Source organism: Carnimonas nigrificans ATCC BAA-78, assembly GCF_000526695.1.
GTDB lineage: Bacteria > Pseudomonadota > Gammaproteobacteria > Pseudomonadales > Halomonadaceae > Carnimonas > Carnimonas nigrificans.
Genome location: NZ_JAGO01000011.1, coordinates 345,379 through 368,136 on the forward strand (window position 1 = coordinate 345,379; position 22,758 = coordinate 368,136).

The window sequence follows — 22,758 nt, forward strand, 5'->3', positions numbered from 1 at the left end:
CATCAGGCGCTTGTCAGGCGTTTTGATTCATCCGCTGTTGTGCTGGGCAGGTCTGCAATCTTGATGGCCTGCAACAAGCCTTGCAGCGGATGTTTCAATTGTACGCTGGAGAAGCGCTTGGTTTGGCTGCGGCATGAATAGCCTGTCGCAAGCAGCACTTCACCTTCCTGTTGCTGCTCTACCCTGGGCTGCCATGAAAGCCCATAGATGGTGCGGGAGGTCTCTTTGTTGCGCGTTTCATGCCCATAAGTGCCGGACATGCCGCAGCAGCCGGTGCCCTCAATTTCAAGGGTTAATCCGAACGCGGCAAACAGCTTTTGCCACGCCGCCTGGGAGCCAGGCGCTGTGGTCTTCTCGGTGCAGTGCCCCAGCAGGCGATAGCGAGGTGGCAGAATTGTTGTATCGAGCGGCGTGACGTGCTGTGCGCAGTAGCGGGTTAGCCACTCTTGCAGAAGTGCCACCTGCGGCGCGTGATCGGCGCCCAGTACCTTGGCATATTCCTGGCGGTAGGTAAGTGTCATGGCCGGGTCGATGCCGACCAGCGCAACACCACAGGCGGCCAGTGCATTGAGGCGCTCACTCTGGCGCTGGGCGGTGCGTTTGAACGCGGCGCTGAAGCCGTGTACCTGCATCGGTTTGCCGTTGGCACCATAGGGCGCGACGAAGACGGTGACTCCCAGGCGTTGCAGCAATTCAATGATGTCGCGAACGACGGCGGTATCGAAAAAGGTGGTGAAGGTATCCTGCACAATCACCACGCTGCGGGCCTTTTGCTCTTCATTCAATACGCTCAGGCGTTCGCGAGAGGCGTATTCTATACCCCAGCTACGCAGTTGCTTTGCTAGAGGCGCTCGTGTCAGACGCGGCATATCCACCAGTCCGATATAGCGCTCGCTGAAGCGAGCCACAGGACGCCACTGAGAGAGGCTGTTGTAGGCCAGAGCCAGCGGTGCTACCAGCGGCATCGCCCGCTCCAGCGAGGCCACGAGATGGTCGCGGGGGGCGCGTAGGTAGCGGCTGTGATAGAGCGTAAGAAATTCACTGCGGAAGTCGGGCACGTTTACCTTCACGGGACACTGTCCTGCGCAGGATTTACACGCCAGACACCCCGCCATGGCGGAATAGACCTGATGCGAGAAATCATCACCCTGGCGACGCGCTTGCCAGGTAGCCAGCGCTCGTTTTGGAAACTGGGTCAATGGCTGCCAGCGGCTTAGCCCAGCGGCGGTGGTGTCAGCTCCCGACTGCTGTTCGCGCAGCAGCCACTCCTTGAATAATGTCGCGCGGCCTTTCGGGGAGTGAATCCGATCACGGGTTCCCTTCCATGAAGGGCACATGGCGTCGTTGGGATCGTAGTTATAGCAAGCGCCATTGCCGTTGCAGTGCATCGCTGCGCCATAGTGTTGCCATACCGCGCTATCCAGCAGACGGTCGCGCTCGCCGCGTGTGGGCACTTCATCAATTTTTAGTAGCTGCCACGCCGAGGTGGATGATGAAGCGCCACTATCGTCTGGCGGTGTAGCGATCTTGCCGGGGTTAAGCTGGTTATGGGGATCACAGGCGCCTTTGATGCGCTGTAGCAGGGGATAAAGCGGGCCGAAGAAGGCGGGCGAATATTCGGAGCGCACACCCTTGCCGTGTTCGCCCCACAGCAGGCCGCCATAGCGCTGCGTCAACTCAGCGACCCCGTCGCTGATAGTGCGGATCAGCGCTGCCTGAGCGGGATCTTTCATGTCGATGGCCGGACGCACATGCAGCACGCCAGCATCCACATGCCCAAACATGCCGTAGGCAAGGCCGTGGCTGTCCAGCAGTGCGCGAAATTCAGCGATGTAGTCAGCCAGACGCTCCGGCGGTACGGCGGTATCTTCGACGAAGGGAATGGGGCGCTGTTCACCTTCTACATTACCGAGCAAACCGACTGAGCGTTTACGCATGGCGTAGATGGCGGTCATCTCGGCACGCCCCCACGCAATCGTATGGCCCAGTCGTTCGACGGCGGTATCGCTGGCAAGATGCTGAGTGAAGTCAGCAATCTTTTGCTGCAACGCTGCGTTGCTGTCAGCGTTGAACTCCACCAAATTGATACCGGCGGTAGGCGTACTTCCGGCAGGAAAATATTCCGCCACCTGATCCCAGACCATGTCGTCCATCGCCAGCCCGAGCACCTTGCTATCGACGGTTTCGATGGAGGTGGGACGCGTTGCTCCGTGCATGAGGGCAGAGGCATCGCGCAGGGCATCCATGAAGCCCGCGTAGCGTATGTTGACCAGAGCGGAGTAGCGGGGGAGTGGCAGCACGTTAAGCGTCGCTTCGACGATCAATCCGAGGGAGCCTTCACTGCCACAAAACAGGCTGCGCATATCGAGGCGCTGCTGCTCATCGCGCAAATGGGCCAGATCATAACCGGTCAGGCAGCGATTGAGTGGTGGAAAGCGCTCGGCGATTGCCGCGCCGTGATCATCAATAACTGCGCGTGCAGTAGCGACCAGATCCCCCACGCGACCACCGGCCGCAATCAGCTGCTCAACGTCGCTATCCTTGAGATGACCAGCATGAAGACTTTCGCCACCGATCAGCAGTGCGTCGACACTGATGACGTGATCGCGGGTCTTGCCATATTCGCAGCTCCCCTGACCGCTGGCATCGGTATTGATCATTCCGCCGATAGTGGCGCGATTGGAGGTCGAAAGCTCGGGGGCGAAAAACAGTCCGTGAGGCTTGAGTGCTGCGTTTAGCTGATCCTTCACCACGCCGGGCTGCACTCGAACCTGCCGTTGTTCAACGTCAATATCAATAATGGCATTCATATGGCGGCTCACATCAACCACAACACCATCGGTAAGCGATTGACCATTGGTGCCAGTACCGCCGCCGCGCGGGCCAAGCACAATCCGGGTGAAGTCTGGCTCGCCGGCAAGCCGCGTCACTAGAGCTACATCGTCGCGATGGCGTGGGAAGAGAGCAATCTGCGGTACGCGCTGATAGATGGAGTTGTCGGTCGATAGCACCGTGAGTGTCGCATCGCTGTGCTCGATCTCTCCGTTGAAGCCCTGTTGACGTAGCTGTTCGGCAAACTGGCGATAAAGGGTGGGCAAGGAGGCATCGGAGCGGGAAGAGGGGGCGACGTTCATGCGGCTTCATCCGGTAGCGGCTGCGCACGAGCACGTTTGCCGTGTCGCAAAGACGGAGGCAATAACCAGGCTCGGTGCTGCGGCCATTATCAAGCTGACGTAGTGGTGCCTGTTATTCTGACCCTCTCGATGCGTAAGCTCAACGTTGTACAGGTTTTTTATAGAGCACAAAAAACGCCCCGCAAGGCGGGGCGTTTTGGCAAGAGCGAGAAAAGCAGCTCTTAGAAACGGAAGGTCAGACCAGCACCAACGCGAATCGGGTTATATTTGCTGTCGAAACCGCTGTCACCCTTGACTTTCATGTGGGTGTACTGAACGTTGACGTTGGCAGCCAGCCAGCTGGTCAGGTAGTAATCAAGACCAAGCTGTGCGGTCGGGTCCCAGCTATCGGATTCAAGCTTGCCGTTGGGAGCGCCCATGCCACGATCAGTGAATTTGGTGTAGCTCGCCCCCAGACCTACGTAAGGCTGAACCTGAGAGGGTTCGCCACCGAGTGGGTAGTATTGACCCAGCAGGCTGTACTGCATGTACTTGGCGTTGGCCTTGATACCGTTAGAGGTGCTTTTGTAGTCGGTTTTGCTGGTAGGAGCGTTGAATTCAACACCGAAGTTATCGGTGAATTTCCAGCCCAGCGCACCAGCGAAGCCGCGGTCGGTTTTGCCGTTGCTGGCAGCTTCCGTACGGGTAGCGTCTGCACGAACATAGAAGTCGCCCAGCGTGCCGTAGGCCATTGCCTGGGAAGCACCCAGAACAGTACCACTAGCAATAAGTGCTGCTGTTAGAATTTTTACGGTTTTCATGGTGAGTGTGTCCTTTTAATCCCTTGAACGATACTTTCATTGGTGCGGTGGGTAGTGTGCGAGCCTTGCTACTCCCTCACGAATGATAGATCAATTCGGTTGACATACCATCAACTGCGATCAGTGTAACCTGTACAAGATTTACCCTGATCACGTTTGAAACAGGGTATTTGTTACCCTATAACGAGATGAGAAATGAGCAGGCCAAAAGCGAATCATTTCTGGGTAAATCCAAGGGGTTCAACCTTCTTGTTTGGTGACTGAGGTCGAACGTAGCGCCTACTATAGAAAACACTGTTCGACTTGTCATGCGCAAAATAGGTAAAAGTTCCTCTTTTTTTGATTGAAAATAACTATTACATCGGTGAGTCTGATTTCTAATGCTTTTTGCGCTACCGAAAGCAAGTAAAAGGAACCGTTTTTTAGTGTTAACCGCGCGAAAGAGGGGAGATTGAGCAGCTCGGATGTGGCTCGTGGGGCGGGAAGATGTTCGTAGGCGAGTAACCTTGCAGTCAAAAAAGCGCTGCCTATACAAATACAAGGCAGCGCTTCTCATCTACTCACCGAGGGCGCAAGAGCTATTTTGCGCCCTCGCTGGCAGTTTTCTAGTAGTGAACAACACGCAGTTTGGAGCCAGAGCCGACCAGACGCACACGCTGCCCTTTGGAGAAGCTGTTATCCGCGGCCTGTACGACTACGACGTTTTTACCGTCGTCGCGCTCTACCTGAACTTCCATCGCGTTGGTGTTTTGAGCACTGCGCTCAATGCTGTTACCCGCGACAGCGCCGCCAACTGCGCCTGCTGCGGTCAGAATGCTTCTGCCTGAGCCACCGCCCAGCGCATTACCGAGGAAGCCACCCAGAACGCCACCGCCCAGACCGCCGAAGCCGGAGGTGTCATCCTGAATCTGTACGGCACGGATGCTGGTGATGGTGCCATAGCTGACGCTCTGGCCGCTCATGGCTTCACTGCCGCTGTAGGTATTGCCGTTATAGGCGTTGTTAGCACAGCCCGCGAGGGAAAGTGCGCTCATGGCAGCCACACCAAAGATCTTCAAAGCTGTTTTCATTCTAGTCTCCCTTAGCCAGCGCCTTTAATCTGGGCTGTGGTGATATAAAACGATGTTTTCTCGATTCATTCTAGCGATGCCAGCGGCGCATGCCAACTTGAGTGGTGTTGGCATGCACCGCAAGGCTATCCGGTTACGCTTCGCTGCTCTCTTCCAGCACCAGGCTGCCGCGATTGGTCAGGGCGAGTAGCAGCTCGGCTGCACCGTGATCATCAAGCAGTTCGATGGGCAGCGGTTGATTGCCTTGTGCTACCTGTTGGGCAAGCGCGAGGGAGCAGGGGATGCCGTCACCGTCAACAAACAGGGTAGCCCTGTCGGCATCGCCATCAGGCGCTGGCCGGTAGGCAAAACGCGACCCTTGACCGCGCACCAGCTGTTCTCCCTCCGCCAGCGCGCTCCTTAGAGTGGCCAGATCAAGAGAAGGTTCCAGCGCGATCAATTGATCGGGGTATTTGGTCTGGGTCATGTAGCGCCCGAACCACTCACTCATCTGCTCTCTGTCATCGAGTGAGTTGAGAATCAAGGCACGAACACGCTCAATGGCAGCGTCGTCGAGCAGTGCCGAATCCTGTTCACCTAGGTCAGGGTCGGCATAACGCACGGCATCGCTGAGCTGCTCGCCTCGATAATCGGCCCATGAAGTGACTGCTTCATCGGCGGAGGGGGCGCGAAAGCCAATTGACCAGGTCATGCAGTCACTGGATTCGCTGATACCGTGATGGGCGTAGCGTGGTGGTAGGTAGAGCATATCGCCGGGTTCGAGCACCCACTCTTCATCATTGCTGATGGAGAATTCCTTCAAAATGCGCAGGCTGATGCCATCGACGATAGCGGCATCTTCACCCTGGAAGCCGCCTAGTTGCCAGCGACGCTGCCCCGCGCCCTGTAGCAGGAACACATCGTAGTTATCGACATGAGGACCAACGTTGCCTCCTGGCGGTGCGTAGCTGATCATGATGTCATCCAGACGCCAGCGCGGGATGAACGAAAACTGCTCCAGCAGCTCTGCCACTTCGGGTACGTAGTGATCCACCGCCTGTACCAGTAGTGTCCAGTCGCGCTCAGGCAGGCGGGCGAAGATCTCTTCGTCCATGGGGCCGTGGGTTACCTGCCAGGGCTTGCCGTCCGCACCAACGCTCTCGACCAGACGCGACTCCACTTCCTCTTCGCACGCCAGCCCAGCCAGCTCTTCTGCGCTGAGGGGAGATTCGAAGCCAGGGATGGCCTGACGAATCAGCAGCGGCTTTTTCTGCCAATATTCCGCCAGAAAGCGCTCGGGCGTTAATTCTCCAAGAATGCCGGTCATTACACCGCTCCACGAGTATTGAGTGCGTTGGCCTGTGTGACTGCGTTGCCGGTATAGGTCGCGGGTGTGAGCGCTTTCAGCTCCTGCTTGACTGATTCCGGCAGCTCCAGCGTATCAATAAAGGCAGCAAAGCCCTGCTGGTCGATGGTCTTGCCACGGGTAAGCTCCTTGAGCTTCTCGTAGGGTTTTTCGATGCCGTAGCGACGCATCACGGTTTGAATCGGTTCTGCCAATACTTCCCAGCTGTGGTCAAGATCCTGCGCCAGTCGCTCGGGGTTGGCTTCAAGCTTGCTGATGCCCTTGAGGGTGGAGGCGTAGCCGATCAGCGCGTGGGCCAGGCCGGTGCCCAGCGAGCGCAGCACGGTGGAGTCGGTCAGGTCGCGCTGCCAGCGTGAAATCGGCAGTTTCTGCGCCAGATGCGCGAGCAGTGCATTACTGACGCCGAAGTTGCCTTCGCCATTTTCAAAATCAATCGGGTTGACCTTGTGCGGCATGGTCGAGGAGCCAATTTCGCCCTCTACCGTGCGCTGCTTGAAGTAGCCCAGCGAAATGTAGCCCCAGATATCGCGATTGAAGTCGATCAGGATAGTGTTGAAGCGCGTTACTGCATCAAACAGCTCGGCGATGTAATCGTGCGGCTCGATCTGGGTAGTGTAAGGGTTGAAGGCAAGGCCCAGCGCTTCGATGAACTGGCGGGCGTTGGCGTCCCAGTCGATATCAGGATAGGCCGACAGATGCGCATTGTAGTTGCCCACGGCACCGTTGATCTTGCCCAGTAATTCAACGCTTTCCACCTGTTTAAGCTGACGTTTCAAGCGGTAGGCAACGTTGGCCATCTCCTTGCCCAGTGTTGTGGGGCTGGCCGTCTGACCATGAGTGCGCGATAGCATTGGCTGTTCGGCGTGGGTCGCCGCTAGCCCTTCAATGGCGTTCACCACGTCGCGCATGGCGGGCAGTACCGCGTTATCAAGACCGCCGCGCAGCATCAGTGCGTGGGAAAGGTTATTGATATCTTCACTGGTGCAGGCGAAGTGGACGAACTCGCTCTTGGCGGCGAGTTCAGGAAAAGTCTCGATACGCTCTTTGATGAAGTACTCGATCGCCTTCACGTCGTGGTTGGTGGTGCGCTCGATCTCCTTGATGCGCGCCGCCTGCTCAGGGGTGAAGTCGGCGATCATGCGATGGATAAAATCACGCGCTTCATCGGAGAGCGGGTTGAGTTCTTCAATGCCCGGATGATCAGCAAGACGCTCAAGCCAGCTCAGCTCGACCTTCAAACGTGCGTGCATCAATCCAAATTCGCTGAACCAGGGGCGCAGGGCGTCCACCTTGCTGGCATAGCGCCCATCAATGGGAGAGATAGCGGTAAGCGTTGAGAGTTCCATGAAGAGTCCGTTGTAAGCGTTCGTTGTTGAAGTAAAAGCTGTGACGTCAAAGTGGGGCGATGGCCCGTGAAGCGCTGGGCCGTACTCAATGCCTGAGTAAGCGCATGGAGGTGTCTCGTTCTGCTGACGGTTCAATGCTGCTGGCAGATGCCGTGGTTATGTTTGACTTCCGCATTCCTATGGGCACTTAGCTGATCCGAGGGCGCAGTTCACTCAGCGTTTGTTGAATCCGTTTTCGTGTTAACAGAATCTGCCAGCGATGCCCGCCTTGCTGTCGCCATAAGAGCGAGAAGCGCACGCCGCTCAAGAGCACGGCTCTAACGCGCTCTGCCATGTGAGGTGTTTTGAGAAGTTCGGGATCGCCCTTGACCACGATGCGATAGCGCAGCGTTGATAAGGTATCGGAGTAAAGTTCACCCAGTGCCAGCACCACGTTATCGTGAGTGGGGCCGAGGTGGTGGGCCTGCTGCTGAATTCGGTCAAGGCGCTCAGCGAGTTGATTCATCAAGGCTGAATCCTTGCTGGCGCGATTGGCAAGCAGCTGGATCGACAGCATGTAGCGCATCACCTGCGAGCCAGCGGGCGGTTGCTCAAGCAGCTGGCGCGCGCTGTCGATGCCAACGGCAAGGTTGGCGAGGTTGTTGCCATAAATATCGGCAAACTGCTCGGGGTGAGGGTCAACCGTTGCCTTGATTAATGTTTCCCAGGCGCGGCTATCGTAGCGGCCAGTGCGCGCCAGTTCGTCCACCACTACGGCTGCCTGGAATACGCCCGCGAGCGCAATTGCCTGACGCTGATCGCGATTCATTCAGCACATTCCTCGCTTACCTGTAGATGACACTGATCGCTGGCAGCCGTGGCGCGAATAATGCCGCCTCCCAAACACTCGTCGCCGCGATACAGCACCAGCGATTGCCCAGGAGTGACGGCGCGCTGCGGATGGTCGAAGGTTACCGTAACGCTGCCGTCGGAGCTTGCCTGCACTGTGCAGAGCTGATCCTGCTGCCGGTAGCGCACCTTGGCGTTCAGCCTCAGCCCCTCGTCGAGGCCGTGGGGCGGCTCTCCGGCGATCCATTCGATGGCTTCACTTTGCAGTGAATCCGAGTAGAGCAGCGGATGGTGCTTGCCCTGCACGGCAATCAGCACGTTGCGCTCAAGGTCCTTGGCCGCCACGTACCAGGGCTGCTCAGGATGATGGGGAAGACCACCAATGCCTAGCCCCTGACGCTGCCCCAACGTGTAGTACATCAGTCCAACGTGTTCGCCAATGCGTTCACCTTCCGGTGTCTCAATGGCACCCGGACGGGCGGGCAGATATTGCTTCAGGAAGTCACCAAAACGGCGCTCACCAATAAAACAGATGCCGGTGGAATCCTTTTTGCGTGCGGTGGCAAGATCAAGGCGCTCGGCAATGGCACGAACCTCGCTTTTCTCCATCTCGCCCAGCGGGAACAGGCTTTTTGCCAGCGCCTGATGTGGAACGGCATGCAGGAAGTAGCTTTGATCCTTGTTGGCATCAAGCCCCTTGTAGAGCCGTCCCTGTTGATCGCCACGCACGTAGTGCCCTGTGGCAATCAGATCGGCGCCGAGCATTTTGGCGTAGTCAAGAAAGACCTTGAACTTGATTTCACGGTTACACAGGATGTCAGGATTGGGCGTGCGTCCCGCGCGGTACTCGGCAAGAAAATGCTCGAAGACATTATCCCAGTATTCCGCTGCGAAATTGGCGGTATGCAGCTTGATGCCTAGACGATCGCTGACTGCCTGAGCATCGGCCAGATCGGTTTTGGCGGTGCAATATTCGGTGCCGTCGTCTTCATCCCAGTTTTTCATGAACAAGCCCTCGACCGCATAGCCCTGCTCAAGCAGTAGCGCGGCAGTGACCGAGGAGTCGACGCCACCGGACATGCCGACAATCACCCGTTTGGGCGTACTGACGTTTGAGGTAGAGAGGCTGGCGTTACTCATGGGTAATACTCACTGGGGTGAAAAATGGCTGAAGCAGTGTAATGGCGCGCATGTTGCCCCTCAGCCGCGACGGATGGATGACGCCATTGTACCTGATCGCACAGATTCGCTTAATAGCTGAATCGCGGAAAGCGCGGCCAGGATGTGCGCAAGGGGTAGGGCACTGAGCTGGGCAGCCATCGTTGGCCGTGCAGCGTTGGTTTTTTCTTTGCCTGAACAGCTAACGTCGGCGGCCTTGCCGTCTGGGACTGCGACATGCAGTGCGGGCTGGCATATTGATGCTGGTGGTGCGCCATGTGCCGGGCGGCATTTCGTCCAGTGTCCAGGGGCCGATGGCTGCTCTGACCAGGCGGAGCGTGGGGTGCCCGATATGGGCCGTCATGCGGCGCACCTGACGGTTGCGCCCCTCGCTGATGGTGATCTCCAGCCACTGAGTGGGAATATCGGCACGAAAGCGTACCGGCGGATCACGTTCATCAAGGGCTGGCGGCGCAATCATGCTGACTCTGGCGGGTCTGGTGGGGCCATCCTTCAGCGTTACGCCACGACGCAACTGCTCCAGCGCCCTCGGCTCAGGAACCCCTTCCACCTGCACCCAGTAGGTTTTGGGCTGCTTCTGATCCGGCGCCGTAATGCGATGGGCCAATGCGCCGTCAGCGGTCAGCAACAGCAGTCCTTCACTGTCGTAATCAAGTCGCCCGGCGGGGTAAATGTCGGGGATATCAATAACCTCAGCCAGCGTGTGCCGCTTGCCGCGCGCGGGCGGTGAATTATCGGTAAATTGCGACAGCATCAGGTAAGGTTTATGCAGAAGATAAATCAAGCTCATGGGTAATGAGGGGCGTCACTGAAAGTGTGATGAAAAGAGAATGTGATGAAAAGGTCGCCGGCTACCGTCGGCTTATGTGGGCCAAGTGTGCAACCTGGGGAATTCAGGTAGTGCGCGCTCCGGCACTGATCTCACCATCAATACTACCTCAACTGCACGGAAGAGAGGGCAATACGCATTCACAGAGCTGTGTGGCGCGCACTTTATACCCACACTGCGACCCTTCGCTAGGCTAATGGGGGATAGCGACACACCCCCTTGGCATGTTACTCCATTAGTATGAAGACCTTCGCCGCATGTGCTGTTTGCACACAGGGGCGGCACTACCATTCATGCAGAGCGTTTTTAGCGCGCCACCGGCCTTGGGATCGGTGGCTTATCACGACCAGCAGAGGCTTGATATGTCCGAATCACCCACGATCATTTACACCCTCACCGATGAAGCCCCGTTTCTAGCAACCCAGTCACTGTTGCCTGTTATCAAGGCGTTTTCAGCCACCGCAGGTATCGGTATCGAAACCCGCGATATTTCGCTGGCCGCGCGCGTGCTGGCGCAATTTTCTGATCTGCTGGGGGAGCGTGCTGTCGCTGATGATCTGGCTGAGCTGGGGCAACTGGCCCTTACGCCTGAAGCCAATATTATCAAGCTGCCCAATATCAGCGCGTCGATGCCGCAGCTACGTGCGGCGATCAAGGAGCTGCAGCAGCAGGGTTATCCTTTGCCTGATTACCCTGATGATCCTCAGTCGGATGAGCAGCGCGATATCAAGGCGCGTTATGACAAGGTGAAAGGCAGTGCCGTGAATCCGGTGCTGCGTGAAGGTAACTCTGATCGTCGTGCGCCCGCCTCGGTCAAGAGCTTTGCGCGCAAGTATCCGCACCGTATGGGCGAGTGGGCAAGTGATTCAAAAACGCATGTCGCGCATATGGAGAGCGGTGACTATTTTGGCAATGAGCAGTCGGCAACGCTGGAGCAGGCCGATGCCTTGACCATCTCGCTTGAGCAGAGCGACGGCAGTGTCACGCAGCTGCGCGATCCGGTGAAGGTAGAAGCGGGCGAGGTTGTGGATGCCACCTTCCTTAGCCGTGCTGCATTGTCTGATTTCATTGAGCGCGAAATCGAAGATGCCAAACAGCAGGGCGTGCTGTTCTCTGTTCACCTCAAGGCCACCATGATGAAGGTCTCCGACCCGATCATGTTTGGCGGGGTGGTGTCGCAGTTCTATAAGGATGTGCTGCACAAGCACGCCGATACGCTGAACCGCATCGGCTTCAATCCCAATAATGGCATTGGCGATCTTTATTCACGCTTTGACCAGCTCTCTGACGCTGAGCGCAGTGCCATTGAAGCCGATATTGCGGCGGAATATGCCGAGCGACCAGCGCTTGCAATGGTGAACTCGAACAAGGGTATTACCAGCCTGCATGTGCCCAGTGACATCATCATTGATGCGTCGATGCCGGCCATGATTCGCGATTCCGGCAAGATGTGGAACGCCGATGATGCGCGTCAGGACGCCAAGGCTGTCATTCCCGATCGCAGCTATGCTGGCATCTACGCGACCGGGATTGAAGACTGCAAAGTCAACGGCGCTTTCGACCCGGCTACCATGGGCAGTGTGCCTAATGTGGGGTTGATGGCGAAGAAAGCGGAAGAGTACGGCTCTCACGATAAAACGTTTGAGATGCCTGCTGCTGGAACAGTCAAGGTGACCAAAGGCGACGGCAGTGTGCTGTTTGAGCACAGGGTCGAGAAAGGTGACATCTGGCGCATGTGTCAAACCAAGGATGCCCCGGTTCGTGACTGGGTGCGTTTGGCCGTGGAGCGCGCGCGTCTGAGCGAAACGCCTGCGATCTTCTGGCTCAACTCTGAGCGCGCACATGATGCCCAGTTGATTACCAAGGTGGAGCAGTACCTCGGCGAGCAGGACACCAGCGGTCTCGATATTCGCATCCTTCCGCCTGAGCAGGCCATGCAGGTATCGCTGGAGCGCATTCGCAAGGGTGAAGACACCATTTCGGTGACCGGCAACGTGCTGCGTGACTACCTGACCGACCTGTTCCCGATCATGGAGCTTGGCACCAGCGCCAAGATGCTGTCGATTGTGCCGCTGATGGCGGGCGGTGGACTGTTTGAAACCGGTGCTGGTGGTTCAGCGCCCAAGCATGTGCAGCAGCTTCTTGAAGAAAACCACCTACGCTGGGACTCGCTGGGCGAATTTCTGGCCCTTGCTGCTTCGCTGGAGCATCTGGGACGCAGCTACAAGGTGCCGCGTGCGCAGGTGCTGGCCGATGCGCTGGACAAAGCCACTGGACAGGTGCTGGATAATGGCAAATCTCCTGATCGCAAGGTAGGTAAGCTGGATAACCGCGGCAGCCATTTTTATCTGGCGCTCTACTGGGCGAAGGCGCTGGCGGAACAGACCAGTGATACCGAGCTGGGCGGGCTGTTCAAGGAGATTGCCGCCAGCCTCGCGGAGCACGAGCAGCAGATCGTCGATGAACTGGCCAAAGTACAGGGGCAGTCGGCCGATATTGGCGGCTACTATCATGTAGATGGCGACAAGGCGAGCGGCGTTATGCGCCCCTCTGCGACGTTGAACGCGACGCTGGAGCTTTTGAAAGAAAAAGCTTGAGCGAAGCGCTGAACTGTTAAGCCATATGGCGGTGCTTCTTGTCGAGCGTTGATCCACCTTCGATAAGTGCGACTGCCTGAGTATTGAAGCGTCCTGACGACATTGTCGCAGGGCGCTTTTCCTTTTCCATATGTCAGTCGTGGGAAAGCTGCTTCAGCAGAGAGGATTGCTCCAGAGAGACCTTGTTCCTGAGCGACTGTGTTGCTGAGTCACTGGGTTTTGAGAAGTCATTGTTGTCTTCAAAGGCTTCAGGGCGAGTGTTTATATGACTCAAGCGTTCAGATTTCCCTTGCAACGGTCAGCAAGTGACACCATGTTGTGGGTATCAGTCATTCACACCGCTCGCCAAGGCTCAGTATTGGCGGGTTGCATTGTGGCATCGCGGCATGGCATGAATTACAGCAACTCTGTGCGTTGCTGACATTATTGTGCCCGCCAGGGCGTAAATGTCGTTGATGTTGCACTTTCCACTTGTGTTCACCGGTTTAGCCACTTATGTTCGAAGTAACGGGAAATCTCGAAAAGGCGCCTCTTTCGCTCGACACCTCCAGGCGGGGGGCGGTTTACGCTCATTTAGGCGATCCAGACGAGGGATTCAACGATGATGTCGCCGAGCAGGCTCTTGATCCTGAGCTTGCCGAGCCGCCCATGTACAAGGTGGTGCTGCTCAACGACGACTACACCCCCATGGATTTTGTGGTCGAGGTGTTGCAAGCGTTTTTCGGGATGGACAGCGAGCAGGCGGTACAGGTTATGCTGACTGTCCATACTCAGGGCAAGGCAACCTGCGGCGTATTTACCCGCGATGTTGCCGAGACCAAGGCGCATCTGGTGAACGAACATTCACGGCAAAGTCAGCAACCGCTGCTGTGCGATATCGACCGGGTCGAGTGATCCATTTTGGTGGCCAATAGGGGATTGTCATGCTAAGCAAAGAACTCGAGCTTACCCTGAACACGGCCTTTACCGTGGCACGCTCCAAGCGCCACGAGTTTATGACCGTCGAACACCTTCTTCTTGCCCTGCTGGAAAACGCTTCGGCAGCCGACGTGCTGCGGGCGTGCGGAGCCAATCTCGACAAGCTCCGTGCCGATTTGCAGGAATTCATTAGCGCAACCACACCACTGATTCCGGAAGGACAGTCCGACCGTGAAACGCAACCTACGCTGGGCTTCCAGCGGGTGCTACAGCGTGCGGTCTTCCATGTGCAGTCGTCCGGTAAAAATGAAGTTAACGGTGCCAATGTACTGGTAGCGATCTTCTCCGAACAGGAGAGCCAGGCGGTTTACTTCCTGAAGCAGCAGAACGTTGCCCGTGTGGATGCCGTCAACTATATCGCTCACGGTATTTCCAAGGTGACAGGGCACGGTCAGGCGCAGCAGTCGCCCAACCGAGACGCTGAAGAGGCCGAAGAGGGCACGGGCGATGCTTCATCGCACCCGCTGACGGGCTATGCCACCAACCTGAACGAGCAGGCACGGATTGGTCGTATTGACCCATTGATCGGGCGCGATCACGAGCTTGAACGCGTTATCCAGATTCTCGCCCGCAGGCGCAAGAACAACCCGCTGCTGGTGGGCGAGGCCGGGGTGGGTAAAACCGCCATTGCTGAGGGTCTGGCGAAGCGTATCGTCGAAGAAAATGTACCTGATGTCATCAAGGATGCCATCGTCTATTCCCTCGATATGGGCGCGCTGCTGGCGGGCACCAAGTATCGGGGCGATTTCGAAAAGCGGCTGAAGGCGCTGCTGGGCGAGTTGAAAAAAGAGCCGAATTCGGTGCTTTTCATTGATGAAATTCACACCGTGATTGGGGCAGGTGCTGCCTCCGGTGGCGTGATGGACGCATCCAATCTGCTCAAGCCGCTGCTCTCCTCGGGGGAACTGCGCTGCATCGGTTCTACCACCTTCCAGGAGTTCCGGGGCATCTTCGAGAAGGATCGTGCGCTGGCGCGGCGTTTCCAGAAGGTCGATGTGCCCGAACCGTCGGTCGAAGATACCATTCGTATCCTCAAAGGGCTGCGCGGGCGTTTCGAAGAGCACCATCAGCTCAAGTATACCGACGGTGCCATGGAGGCAGCGGTGCAGCTGTCGGATCGTTATATCAACGACCGCCACTTGCCCGACAAGGCCATCGACGTGATTGATGAAGCGGGCGCTCATCAGCACCTGCTGCCGGAAGAGGCGCGCGCTTCCACCATTGATGTGGAGCAGATCGAGTCGATTGTGGCGTCGATTGCGCGTATTCCGCCGAAGAGTGTCTCCAGCTCCGACCGGCAGCGTCTGGCGAATCTTGAGCGCGATCTGAAAATGCTGGTATTTGGGCAGAATGAAGCGATCGAGAGCCTGTCGGCTGCCATCAAGCTGTCACGCGCCGGGCTTAACTCGCCGGAAAAACCGGTGGGCAGCTTCCTGTTCGCCGGCCCTACCGGGGTGGGTAAAACCGAGGTGGCTCGTCAGTTGGCGCAGATCATGGGCATCGAGCTGGTACGCTTTGATATGTCCGAATACATGGAGCGTCACACTGTGTCGCGATTGATTGGCGCGCCGCCTGGCTACGTAGGGTACGATCAGGGCGGGTTATTGACCGAGGCCGTGACCAAACAGCCCCACTGTGTGCTGCTGCTCGATGAGATCGAGAAGGCGCACCCCGAGGTCTTCAACCTGCTATTGCAAGTAATGGATCACGGTAGGCTGACGGATAACAATGGACGTGAAGCCGACTTCCGCAACGTGATTGTGATCATGACCTCCAACGCTGGTGCTGAGCAGGCATCGCGCCGCTCGATTGGCTTCCAGCATCAGGATCACTCGACCGATGCCATGGAGGTAATTCGCAAGACCTTCACGCCGGAGTTCCGTAACCGCCTCGATGGCATCATTCAGTTCCAGCGTCTTGATTCGCAGATTGTGCGGAATGTTGTCGATAAGTTCCTGGTTGAGCTTCAGGCACAGCTTGATGAAAAACGCGTGCAGCTTGATGTGGATGACGAGGCACGTAGCTGGCTTGCAGAGCACGGCTATGACCCCGAGATGGGGGCGCGGCCAATGACTCGCTTGATTCAGGATCAGGTCAAGAAACCGTTGGCCGAGAAGATTCTGTTCGGTGAGCTGGCTGAGAAGGGGGGGATCGTGCACGTGAGTGTCGAGAACAACCAGTTGCGTCTTGAGACGGAAGCGGCACTGGCACCGGAAGCCGAGTAATAACGGGCAGTGGTAGCGCAATGGCTGTTCGGTAGGGCGGCTATTGCGATTCATTTCAGCCAATAATGCAAAAAGCGCCTTCCCTGAGAGGGGAGGCGCTTTTTCGTGTGTACGATGAGTGCTGAGTATTGAGGCTACTGAGGGTTACCCATCGAATGCTGACCTTCGGTCGATGTGCGTGTAGCAGCGTGACCGGAGACTAGCGAGAACGGTAAACGATACGTCCTTTGGACAGGTCGTAGGGAGTCAACTCGACCTTGACCTTGTCACCAGTCAGAATGCGGATGTAGTTTTTGCGCATTTTGCCGGAGATGTGTGCAGTTACAATGTGACCGTTTTCGAGTTCAACTCGGAACATGGTGTTGGGAAGGGTGTCGACGACTACACCTTCCATTTCAATATGGTCTTCACGTGCCATATAGGCCTTTCCTCCAAAAAATAACGTCTGAGCAAGCGGTGCAGGTGGTCGCTGCGGCAGGATCAATCTCTCGGTAGCCGTAAGCGAATACGCTGAGTCCGCGGGAGTTGGGCGGAAGATCGCGAATGGCGTGGCAAGATTGCGGCGGATTATGCCACATGCCGCGTTTTCAGGCAAAAAACGTTGAACAACCGCGATGAGGGAGCATTGGTGGCCGGCGACAATTTTGCGTAGCCCTCAGATAAGGCTTCACGCATTCACTTGTTGCCAGCCGGTCTGAGTGAGCAGCTCCAGGGGGCGAAAGCGGGTCTTGTAGCGCATTTTGGGGCTGTCAGCGATCCAGTAGCCTAAATAAACATAGGGTAATCCCAGCTCACGGGCGCGCTCGATTTGCCACAACACCGCATAACTTCCCAGGGATCGACGCGCATGTTCCGCTTCCGGAGCATAAAAGGTGTAAATGGCAGAGAGCCCATCATTCAGATGATCGACGGCGGCTACGGCCAACAGCTCTTCATGCAAACGAAATTCAACCAGCCCTGAGAAGTGCTGCTCGCTGGTGAGAAACGAACGGTACTGCGCTTCATCGGGAGGGTACATGGCACCATCGCGGTGACGGGCATTGATATAACGGCAGTAAAGCGCGTAGTGCTCATCGGAAAAGTGCGCTGGCACACTGGTCGCCTGCAAATCCTGATTACGCTGAGATACCTTGCGCTGGCTGCGGTCAGGAGTGAAATCCGCCACCAGCACCCGTGCCGATTGACATGCGCTGCACTTGTCACAATGAGGGCGGTATAGATTGGCACCGCTGCGTCTGAAGCCGGCGTGAGTGAGCGCGGTATAGAGAGGCACCGTCACTTCGAGCGCCGGGTCGATAAACAGGGTGGTGGCCTGCTGCCCCGTCAGATAGCTGCACGGGTGAGGCGGTGTCACGAAGAGCTTGATGTGGCTCTCGGTGGCACTGGTCATGGGGAATCTCCCGATAGGGAAGGTAGGGTAGGGTGAACTGGCAAAAGCATCAGGTTCATGTCTTCAGGCGGGCGACATTAATGTAGTGTGCCATTGGCCGGAGATACCAATCGGATCATTATCAATCGCACCATCGAGTAGCGCCACAAAATCGCGACGTGATATGAGGCGTGCTCCCAGCCGCTCCAGGTGAGAGGTATGCATCTGGCAGTCGATCAGCGTGAAGCCGCGTGCCTTCAGAAACTCCACCAGCAGTGCCAGCGCCACTTTCGAGCTATCGTTTTCGCGTGAAAACATCGACTCGCCAAAGAATACCTTGCCTATCGCTACGCCGTAGAGTCCACCCACCAGTGTCTGCTCGCGCCATACTTCAACCGAATGACCATACCCCAGTTGGTGCAGCGTCTGGTAGGCATCTCTCATGTCATCGGTGATCCAGGTGTCACCTTCATGCAGCGTTGAGCAGCACTCGATCACTTCACTGAAGGCATGGTCAAGGGTTACCCGAAAGCCGCCGTTGCGAATTCGCTTGGCGAGGCTGCGGCGTACCTTTAATTCATGGGGAAACAGCACCATGCGCGGATCTGGGCTCCACCACAGAATCGGCTCGCCATCGCTGAACCACGGAAAAATGCCGCGCCGATAGCCTTCCAGCAACCATTCGGGAGAGAGCTGCCCGCCCGCCGCCAACAACCCTTCGGGGGAGGTTAACGCGGTTTCAACATCAGGAAACCAGGGGGAGAGCGTGTTGCCGAGCCAGGTAAGTGACGGTTGTTCTGCCATGGGAAGGAGCCTTTCACGTCGTGCCAAAAATGCGCTGAAGCGGAAACTCCGACGACTGGTGATGCTTCAGAGGTCGGCACCGGTACCTTGAGCAGCATCATATCGTACCTGCCACCCGCGCAAATAGTCTGGATTTTCAATAGCCTGCTGATGCCGTTACATAAGGGCGGGCTGTGCTAGAATACGGCCCGAGGGCCAGGCTCTTGTGGAAGGCTGTGCTGGCGATCAGCACTGTGAACACTGCGTTGCGTTACAGTGCCGCCTGTTATTTATCGCGGCCCTGTTTGCCAGGGCGATTCAGGGTGGTAAGGTCGGCCTCGGCGCTGGTGTTTATCATTTTTTATTATCGAGCCGCCAGCGTCATTCAGGCCAATAGGCCTTGCGTCAACGACATGCGACTGAAGCAATCTTCCTTCTTCCTTGCATAACGCCTTTACCATGTTTTTACGGCTCGGCGTTCAGTGGCCGAGCCGTCGTCGTGATTGTTAATAGTGCCTTTTTGGCGCGTAGGGGATGTCAACATTGAGTGTCAAGAAACGATCACAAGCCACTCCCAACCGCAAACGTAAACCGGTTCAGAAAAGCACGCCCAGGAATGTGCGTAACAGTCGCTCCCGGCAGGGGGCCAAGCCGGCCCCTGCCCGTAATAAATCTGTACCGCGGGATAAAAAACAGCAGGCGCGAGCGCACGCTAAAACGCGCCATATGTCTGAAGCGTCACAGCGCTTCTCGGCCAATTTGCAGGGAGCCGCCAAGGATGGTGTCGCGGTAGGAATGCTCGCGGTATGCGCCTTCCTGCTGCTGGCCTTCTTCAGCTATTCAAATACCGATCCCGGTTGGTTCAGCAGCGGCCCTGAACAGCAGGTCAGCAACTGGATGGGGCAGTGGGGGGCCTGGCTCGCCGATGTGCTGTTTGCGCTGTTGGGTGATGCTGCCCTGTGGCTGCCCGCGATTCTCGGCTTCGGTGGCTGGCGCTTGATCCGTTTGCGGGTCGCGCACTACGAATGGAACCCCACTGCGCTGGCGGTACGCCTGATAGGGTTGATGATGGTGCTGGTAGGCACTTGTCTGATTTCCGAATTGCACACCAGTGGCGGTGGCGATCTGCCCAACGGCAATGGTGGCGTTATCGGGCAGGGGCTGGCTGAACTGCTGAATGACGGTATCAGTATCAGCGGCACTACGCTGGTGGCGCTGGCGCTGCTGTTGGGCGGTATCCCGATGCTGCTGAATGCCTCCTGGCTAACCATTATGGACAAGCTGGGCAAGGCCGGTGCGTCCCTGTTCGGTTGGGTGGCAGGGAAGTTCTCAGCGTCACGTAATGCGCTGGATAACCGCCGTGCCAACCGTGATGCTGCCATCAGCGATAGCGTTGAAGTTGAAGAGCCACCCGCGGCGAAGGCCAAGGGGCCGTCGCTGTTCTCGCGGATGGTCAGCAAGCTCAAGGGCACGCCGTTTTCGGCGGGGCTGGAGAACAGTCGCAGCAGTGAGCTTTACGACGATAACTTTTATGGCGATCGTGACCGCTACCCCTATGAAGAGCAAGAGCCTTTAGCCGAGACCAGCGAACTGCCGTGGCGTGAAGTGGAAGAAACACCTTCCCGACGTACGCGTGCCGAACTGGATGAGCGTGACAAAGCGCCGTCGCAGCCTTCCTATGCGCGTGATGAGGCGCCGCGTGAGCGTGATGATGTTTACGCTTCACCGAAAAGTGCCGTGGATGAGCGCCCCATACTGCCGCACAGTGAGACTGTCCCTCTGGAGCATCCGGCGGCCGACGAGGCTCGCGCTCCCGAGCCTGTCAGTGAAGCGGTCACGCAACATGTACCAGAGCGTGCAGAACCCATAGTGCCTGCGCAGCCTGAGCACGATGCTCCGCGTCGCCGTGCGCCTGAAACAACCGTCAGTGCATCAGAGCCGCATAAAGACGTTGAGCAGAATGCCCAGCCAGCACCTGTCAAACCGCGCATTCGCGTGGGGGCAGGGGAGCGCTACCAAAACGATGGCCAGCGTGAGAATGCGCCTGCCGCTGCTGGTACGGCCGTTGCCGGTGAAGAGGTGGCCGCGGCTGCCTTTACCCCCGCTGCTCAGGATTCAGACATGGCGCCTGACACCAGCGCTGCTGCCGAGCCGTCGGTCGAGCAGCCTATTCAGCGGCCATATGAAGACGCGCATCAGGTCTCTGACAGCCGTCAGCCGAATGACAACACTGCGCCATCCTATGACGAAAGCAGCGTTGATTCCTTCGCCCCGCCTGAACCTGTTGAGCTTCCTTCTCGGGAAGAAGAAGCACCTGCGGCGATGGAGCATTTATCGGCGCTGGAAGATGAACCGCGTAGAGAACCGGTAATGGAAGCGCCTGTTTCGGTCCATGATGACGTTCAGCCTGAACAGGAGAGCAACAGCACTGCGTTGTTTGGTGCGCCGGTCAGTGACGATGACGACGAGCTGGCGGCTGTACAGCCTGTTGCGCCAACCGTCAATGAGCCTGCACCGGCTCCTGCCCCCGCAGCGCCTGCTGACGTAGTGGCTGAAACACCTGTGGCTGAAACGCCTGCGCCTGCCTCCCAGGGGCCGCGCGTGTGGACGATCGAGCAGTTGCAGAATCAAGGAAGTTCCTACGAACTGAGCGAGCCGGTGGGCAAGATGCCTTCCACCGAACTGCTGACGCCTGCGGATACTGCCAAGCCTTCCTACACGCAGGAAGAGCTGGACAGCATGGGAGAAATGCTCGAAACCCGTCTCAAGGAGTACGGCGTCAAGGCGGAAGTGGTCGATGTCTCGCCGGGGCCTGTGATTACGCGGTTTGAGATCGAACCGGCAGCGGGGGTTAAAAGCTCAAAGATCAGCAACCTGTCAACCGATCTGGCGCGTTCTCTGCGGGTCAAGAGCGTGCGCGTCATTGAAGTGATTCAGGGTCGTTCCACCGTAGGGATCGAGATTCCCAATCCCAAGCGCGAAATGATTCGCCTGCGGCAGGTACTGGAGTCCGCGGTCTATCGTGATGCAGCGTCACCTGTCACCGTAGCATTGGGGCAGAGTATCAGTGGTCAGTCGGTGGTTGCCGATCTGGGCAAGATGCCCCATGTGCTGGTGGCAGGAACGACCGGCTCGGGTAAATCGGTTGGCGTGAATGCCATGTTGATTTCGATGCTGCTGAAATCGACACCGGAAGAAGTTCGCCTGATTCTGATTGACCCGAAAATGCTTGAACTGTCGGTCTACGACGACATTCCGCACCTGCTGACGCCGGTCGTTACCGATATGAAGGAAGCAGCCAACTCGCTGCGCTGGTGTGTGGCCGAGATGGAGCGTCGTTACAAGCTGATGTCGAAAATGGGCGTGCGCAATATCGCTGGCTTTAATGCCACGCTCGACGATGTGCATGCGAAGGGCGGACAAATTGCCGATCCGCTGTGGGACCCTGAACCCTGGCAGGCTTCTGAGCCGCACCCTACCCTTGAAAAGCTGCCTTACATCGTCGTGGTCATCGACGAATTTGCCGACATGTTCATGGTGGTGGGCAAGAAAGTGGAAGAGCTGATTGCACGCCTTGCCCAGAAAGCGCGTGCCGCGGGTATTCACCTGGTGCTGGCAACCCAGCGGCCTTCGGTGGATGTGGTAACCGGTTTGATCAAGGCCAATATTCCGTCACGTATCGCCTTCCAGGTCTCCTCGAAAACCGATTCGCGGACCATCCTCGATCAGGGCGGAGCTGAAAGTCTGCTGGGCCACGGCGACATGCTCTATCTTTCGGTAGGCGCTGGAACGCCAGTGCGCGTGCATGGTGCCTTCGTTGACGATAATGAAGTTCACCGAGTGGTAGAGGACTGGAAGCTGCGTGGCACGCCCGATTACGTTGAAGAGATTCTGTCGGGTGATGTCAGTGCCGAGGCGCTGGCTGGGCTTGAGGCCGACAGCGACAGCAACGATGCCGAACAGGACGCGCTCTACGATGAAGCGGTGGCTTTTGTTACCGAGAAGCAGAAGGTTTCTGTCTCCTCGGTACAGCGCAGCTTCAAGATTGGCTATAACCGTGCATCGCGTTTGGTTGAAGCGATGGAAAAAGCGGGAGTGGTCTCTGAAATGGGCGCCAACGGCGGCCGCGAAGTGCTGGCCCGGCCCGCACCACGGGCATAGTCGTTGAGAAAGGTGATAAAGGGGCTTCGGCCCCTTTTTGGGTTTATCTCTCGATGGGCTTTACCCTGTATCGGCCGACGGGCGCCTATCTGACACACGGGTAGATGTAGATCC

The 22,758-nt window shown here is 57.3% G+C and carries 15 protein-coding genes; 4 read left to right on the forward strand and 11 right to left on the reverse strand.

Translation table 11 applies throughout. From position 1 onward, the window contains the following. Positions 1-2: 2 nt before the first annotated feature. The 8 genes from ydiJ to L881_RS0105330 all read right to left on the reverse strand — a co-directional run bounded on the left by ydiJ (position 3) and on the right by L881_RS0105330 (position 10,492). Positions 3-3,134: a D-2-hydroxyglutarate dehydrogenase YdiJ gene (gene ydiJ / locus L881_RS0105280; RefSeq protein ID WP_025732666.1), complete on the reverse strand. Its 3,132-nt coding sequence runs from the start codon at positions 3,132-3,134 to the stop codon at positions 3-5. A gap of 221 nt (positions 3,135-3,355) precedes the next feature. After that, complete coding sequence (locus L881_RS0105290) at positions 3,356-3,934, reverse strand: OmpW/AlkL family protein (RefSeq protein ID WP_025732667.1); 579 nt, start codon at positions 3,932-3,934, stop codon at positions 3,356-3,358. 605 nt (positions 3,935-4,539) lie between these two features. Next, entirely contained in the window at positions 4,540-5,004 is a 465-nt protein-coding gene (locus L881_RS0105295) for an outer membrane lipoprotein (protein ID WP_025732668.1), read from the reverse strand. Positions 5,005-5,137: 133 nt separating this feature from the next. Continuing rightward, positions 5,138-6,310, reverse strand: coding sequence for a cupin domain-containing protein (locus L881_RS0105300; RefSeq protein WP_025732670.1), 1,173 nt, complete (start codon positions 6,308-6,310; stop codon positions 5,138-5,140). Further along, positions 6,310-7,695 (reverse strand): adenylosuccinate lyase, encoded by a 1,386-nt coding sequence (gene purB / locus L881_RS0105305; RefSeq protein WP_025732671.1) that lies wholly within the window; start codon positions 7,693-7,695, stop codon positions 6,310-6,312. Before purB ends, L881_RS0105300 begins: the two co-directional genes overlap by 1 nt. 187 nt (positions 7,696-7,882) lie before the next feature. Continuing rightward, the gene (hflD, locus tag L881_RS0105315) at positions 7,883-8,503 is read right to left on the reverse strand and encodes a high frequency lysogenization protein HflD (RefSeq protein ID WP_025732672.1); all 621 of its coding nucleotides are present in this window, start codon (positions 8,501-8,503) and stop codon (positions 7,883-7,885) included. Beyond that, complete coding sequence (mnmA, locus tag L881_RS0105320; RefSeq protein ID WP_025732673.1) at positions 8,500-9,663, reverse strand: tRNA 2-thiouridine(34) synthase MnmA; 1,164 nt, start codon at positions 9,661-9,663, stop codon at positions 8,500-8,502. Before mnmA ends, hflD begins: the two co-directional genes overlap by 4 nt. 220 nt (positions 9,664-9,883) lie before the next feature. Continuing rightward, positions 9,884-10,492, reverse strand: coding sequence for a pseudouridine synthase (locus L881_RS0105330; RefSeq protein WP_025732674.1), 609 nt, complete (start codon positions 10,490-10,492; stop codon positions 9,884-9,886). A gap of 401 nt (positions 10,493-10,893) precedes the next feature. On the opposite strand from L881_RS0105330, the gene L881_RS0105335 reads away from it, so the two are divergent. From L881_RS0105335 to clpA, 3 genes are all read left to right on the forward strand, one after another. Then, the gene (locus L881_RS0105335) at positions 10,894-13,128 is read left to right on the forward strand and encodes an NADP-dependent isocitrate dehydrogenase (protein WP_025732675.1); all 2,235 of its coding nucleotides are present in this window, start codon (positions 10,894-10,896) and stop codon (positions 13,126-13,128) included. 495 nt (positions 13,129-13,623) lie between these two features. Next, a complete protein-coding gene (gene clpS / locus L881_RS0105340; RefSeq protein ID WP_025732676.1) occupies positions 13,624-14,022 on the forward strand; it encodes an ATP-dependent Clp protease adapter ClpS in 399 nt (132 codons plus the stop codon). 29 nt (positions 14,023-14,051) lie between these two features. Then, positions 14,052-16,331, forward strand: coding sequence for an ATP-dependent Clp protease ATP-binding subunit ClpA (gene clpA / locus L881_RS0105345; RefSeq protein ID WP_025732677.1), 2,280 nt, complete (start codon positions 14,052-14,054; stop codon positions 16,329-16,331). 199 nt (positions 16,332-16,530) lie between these two features. On the opposite strand, the gene infA is transcribed toward clpA, so the two are convergent. The 3 genes from infA to aat form a co-directional block, all read right to left on the reverse strand. Continuing rightward, entirely contained in the window at positions 16,531-16,749 is a 219-nt protein-coding gene (gene infA, locus L881_RS0105350; RefSeq protein ID WP_025732678.1) for a translation initiation factor IF-1, read from the reverse strand. A gap of 249 nt (positions 16,750-16,998) precedes the next feature. Beyond that, positions 16,999-17,721, reverse strand: coding sequence for an arginyltransferase (locus L881_RS0105355; protein WP_025732679.1), 723 nt, complete (start codon positions 17,719-17,721; stop codon positions 16,999-17,001). 63 nt (positions 17,722-17,784) lie between these two features. After that, entirely contained in the window at positions 17,785-18,504 is a 720-nt protein-coding gene (aat, locus tag L881_RS0105360; protein WP_025732680.1) for a leucyl/phenylalanyl-tRNA--protein transferase, read from the reverse strand. A gap of 513 nt (positions 18,505-19,017) precedes the next feature. On the opposite strand from aat, the gene L881_RS0105365 reads away from it, so the two are divergent. Continuing rightward, entirely contained in the window at positions 19,018-22,644 is a 3,627-nt protein-coding gene (locus tag L881_RS0105365) for a DNA translocase FtsK (protein ID WP_084055401.1), read from the forward strand. The last annotated feature ends 114 nt before the right edge of the window (positions 22,645-22,758 follow it).

Bases quoted from the DNA above. Each gene is read 5' to 3' on its own strand.
- L881_RS0105355 (WP_025732679.1), bottom strand. From the start codon at position 17,721: ATGACCAGTGCCACCGAGAGCCACATCAAGCTCTTCGTGACACCGCCT.
- clpA (WP_025732677.1), top strand. From the start codon at position 14,052: ATGCTAAGCAAAGAACTCGAGCTTACCCTGAACACGGCCTTTACCGTG.
- infA (WP_025732678.1), bottom strand. From the start codon at position 16,749: ATGGCACGTGAAGACCATATTGAAATGGAAGGTGTAGTCGTCGACACC.
- L881_RS0105290 (WP_025732667.1), bottom strand. From the start codon at position 3,934: ATGAAAACCGTAAAAATTCTAACAGCAGCACTTATTGCTAGTGGTACT.
- hflD (WP_025732672.1), bottom strand. From the start codon at position 8,503: ATGAATCGCGATCAGCGTCAGGCAATTGCGCTCGCGGGCGTATTCCAG.
- L881_RS0105335 (WP_025732675.1), top strand. From the start codon at position 10,894: ATGTCCGAATCACCCACGATCATTTACACCCTCACCGATGAAGCCCCG.
- L881_RS0105295 (WP_025732668.1), bottom strand. From the start codon at position 5,004: ATGAAAACAGCTTTGAAGATCTTTGGTGTGGCTGCCATGAGCGCACTT.
- mnmA (WP_025732673.1), bottom strand. From the start codon at position 9,663: ATGAGTAACGCCAGCCTCTCTACCTCAAACGTCAGTACGCCCAAACGG.
- L881_RS0105365 (WP_084055401.1), top strand. From the start codon at position 19,018: ATGTCAACATTGAGTGTCAAGAAACGATCACAAGCCACTCCCAACCGC.
- ydiJ (WP_025732666.1), bottom strand. From the start codon at position 3,134: ATGAACGTCGCCCCCTCTTCCCGCTCCGATGCCTCCTTGCCCACCCTT.
- L881_RS0105330 (WP_025732674.1), bottom strand. From the start codon at position 10,492: ATGAGCTTGATTTATCTTCTGCATAAACCTTACCTGATGCTGTCGCAA.
- aat (WP_025732680.1), bottom strand. From the start codon at position 18,504: ATGGCAGAACAACCGTCACTTACCTGGCTCGGCAACACGCTCTCCCCC.
- L881_RS0105300 (WP_025732670.1), bottom strand. From the start codon at position 6,310: ATGACCGGCATTCTTGGAGAATTAACGCCCGAGCGCTTTCTGGCGGAA.
- clpS (WP_025732676.1), top strand. From the start codon at position 13,624: ATGTTCGAAGTAACGGGAAATCTCGAAAAGGCGCCTCTTTCGCTCGAC.
- purB (WP_025732671.1), bottom strand. From the start codon at position 7,695: ATGGAACTCTCAACGCTTACCGCTATCTCTCCCATTGATGGGCGCTAT.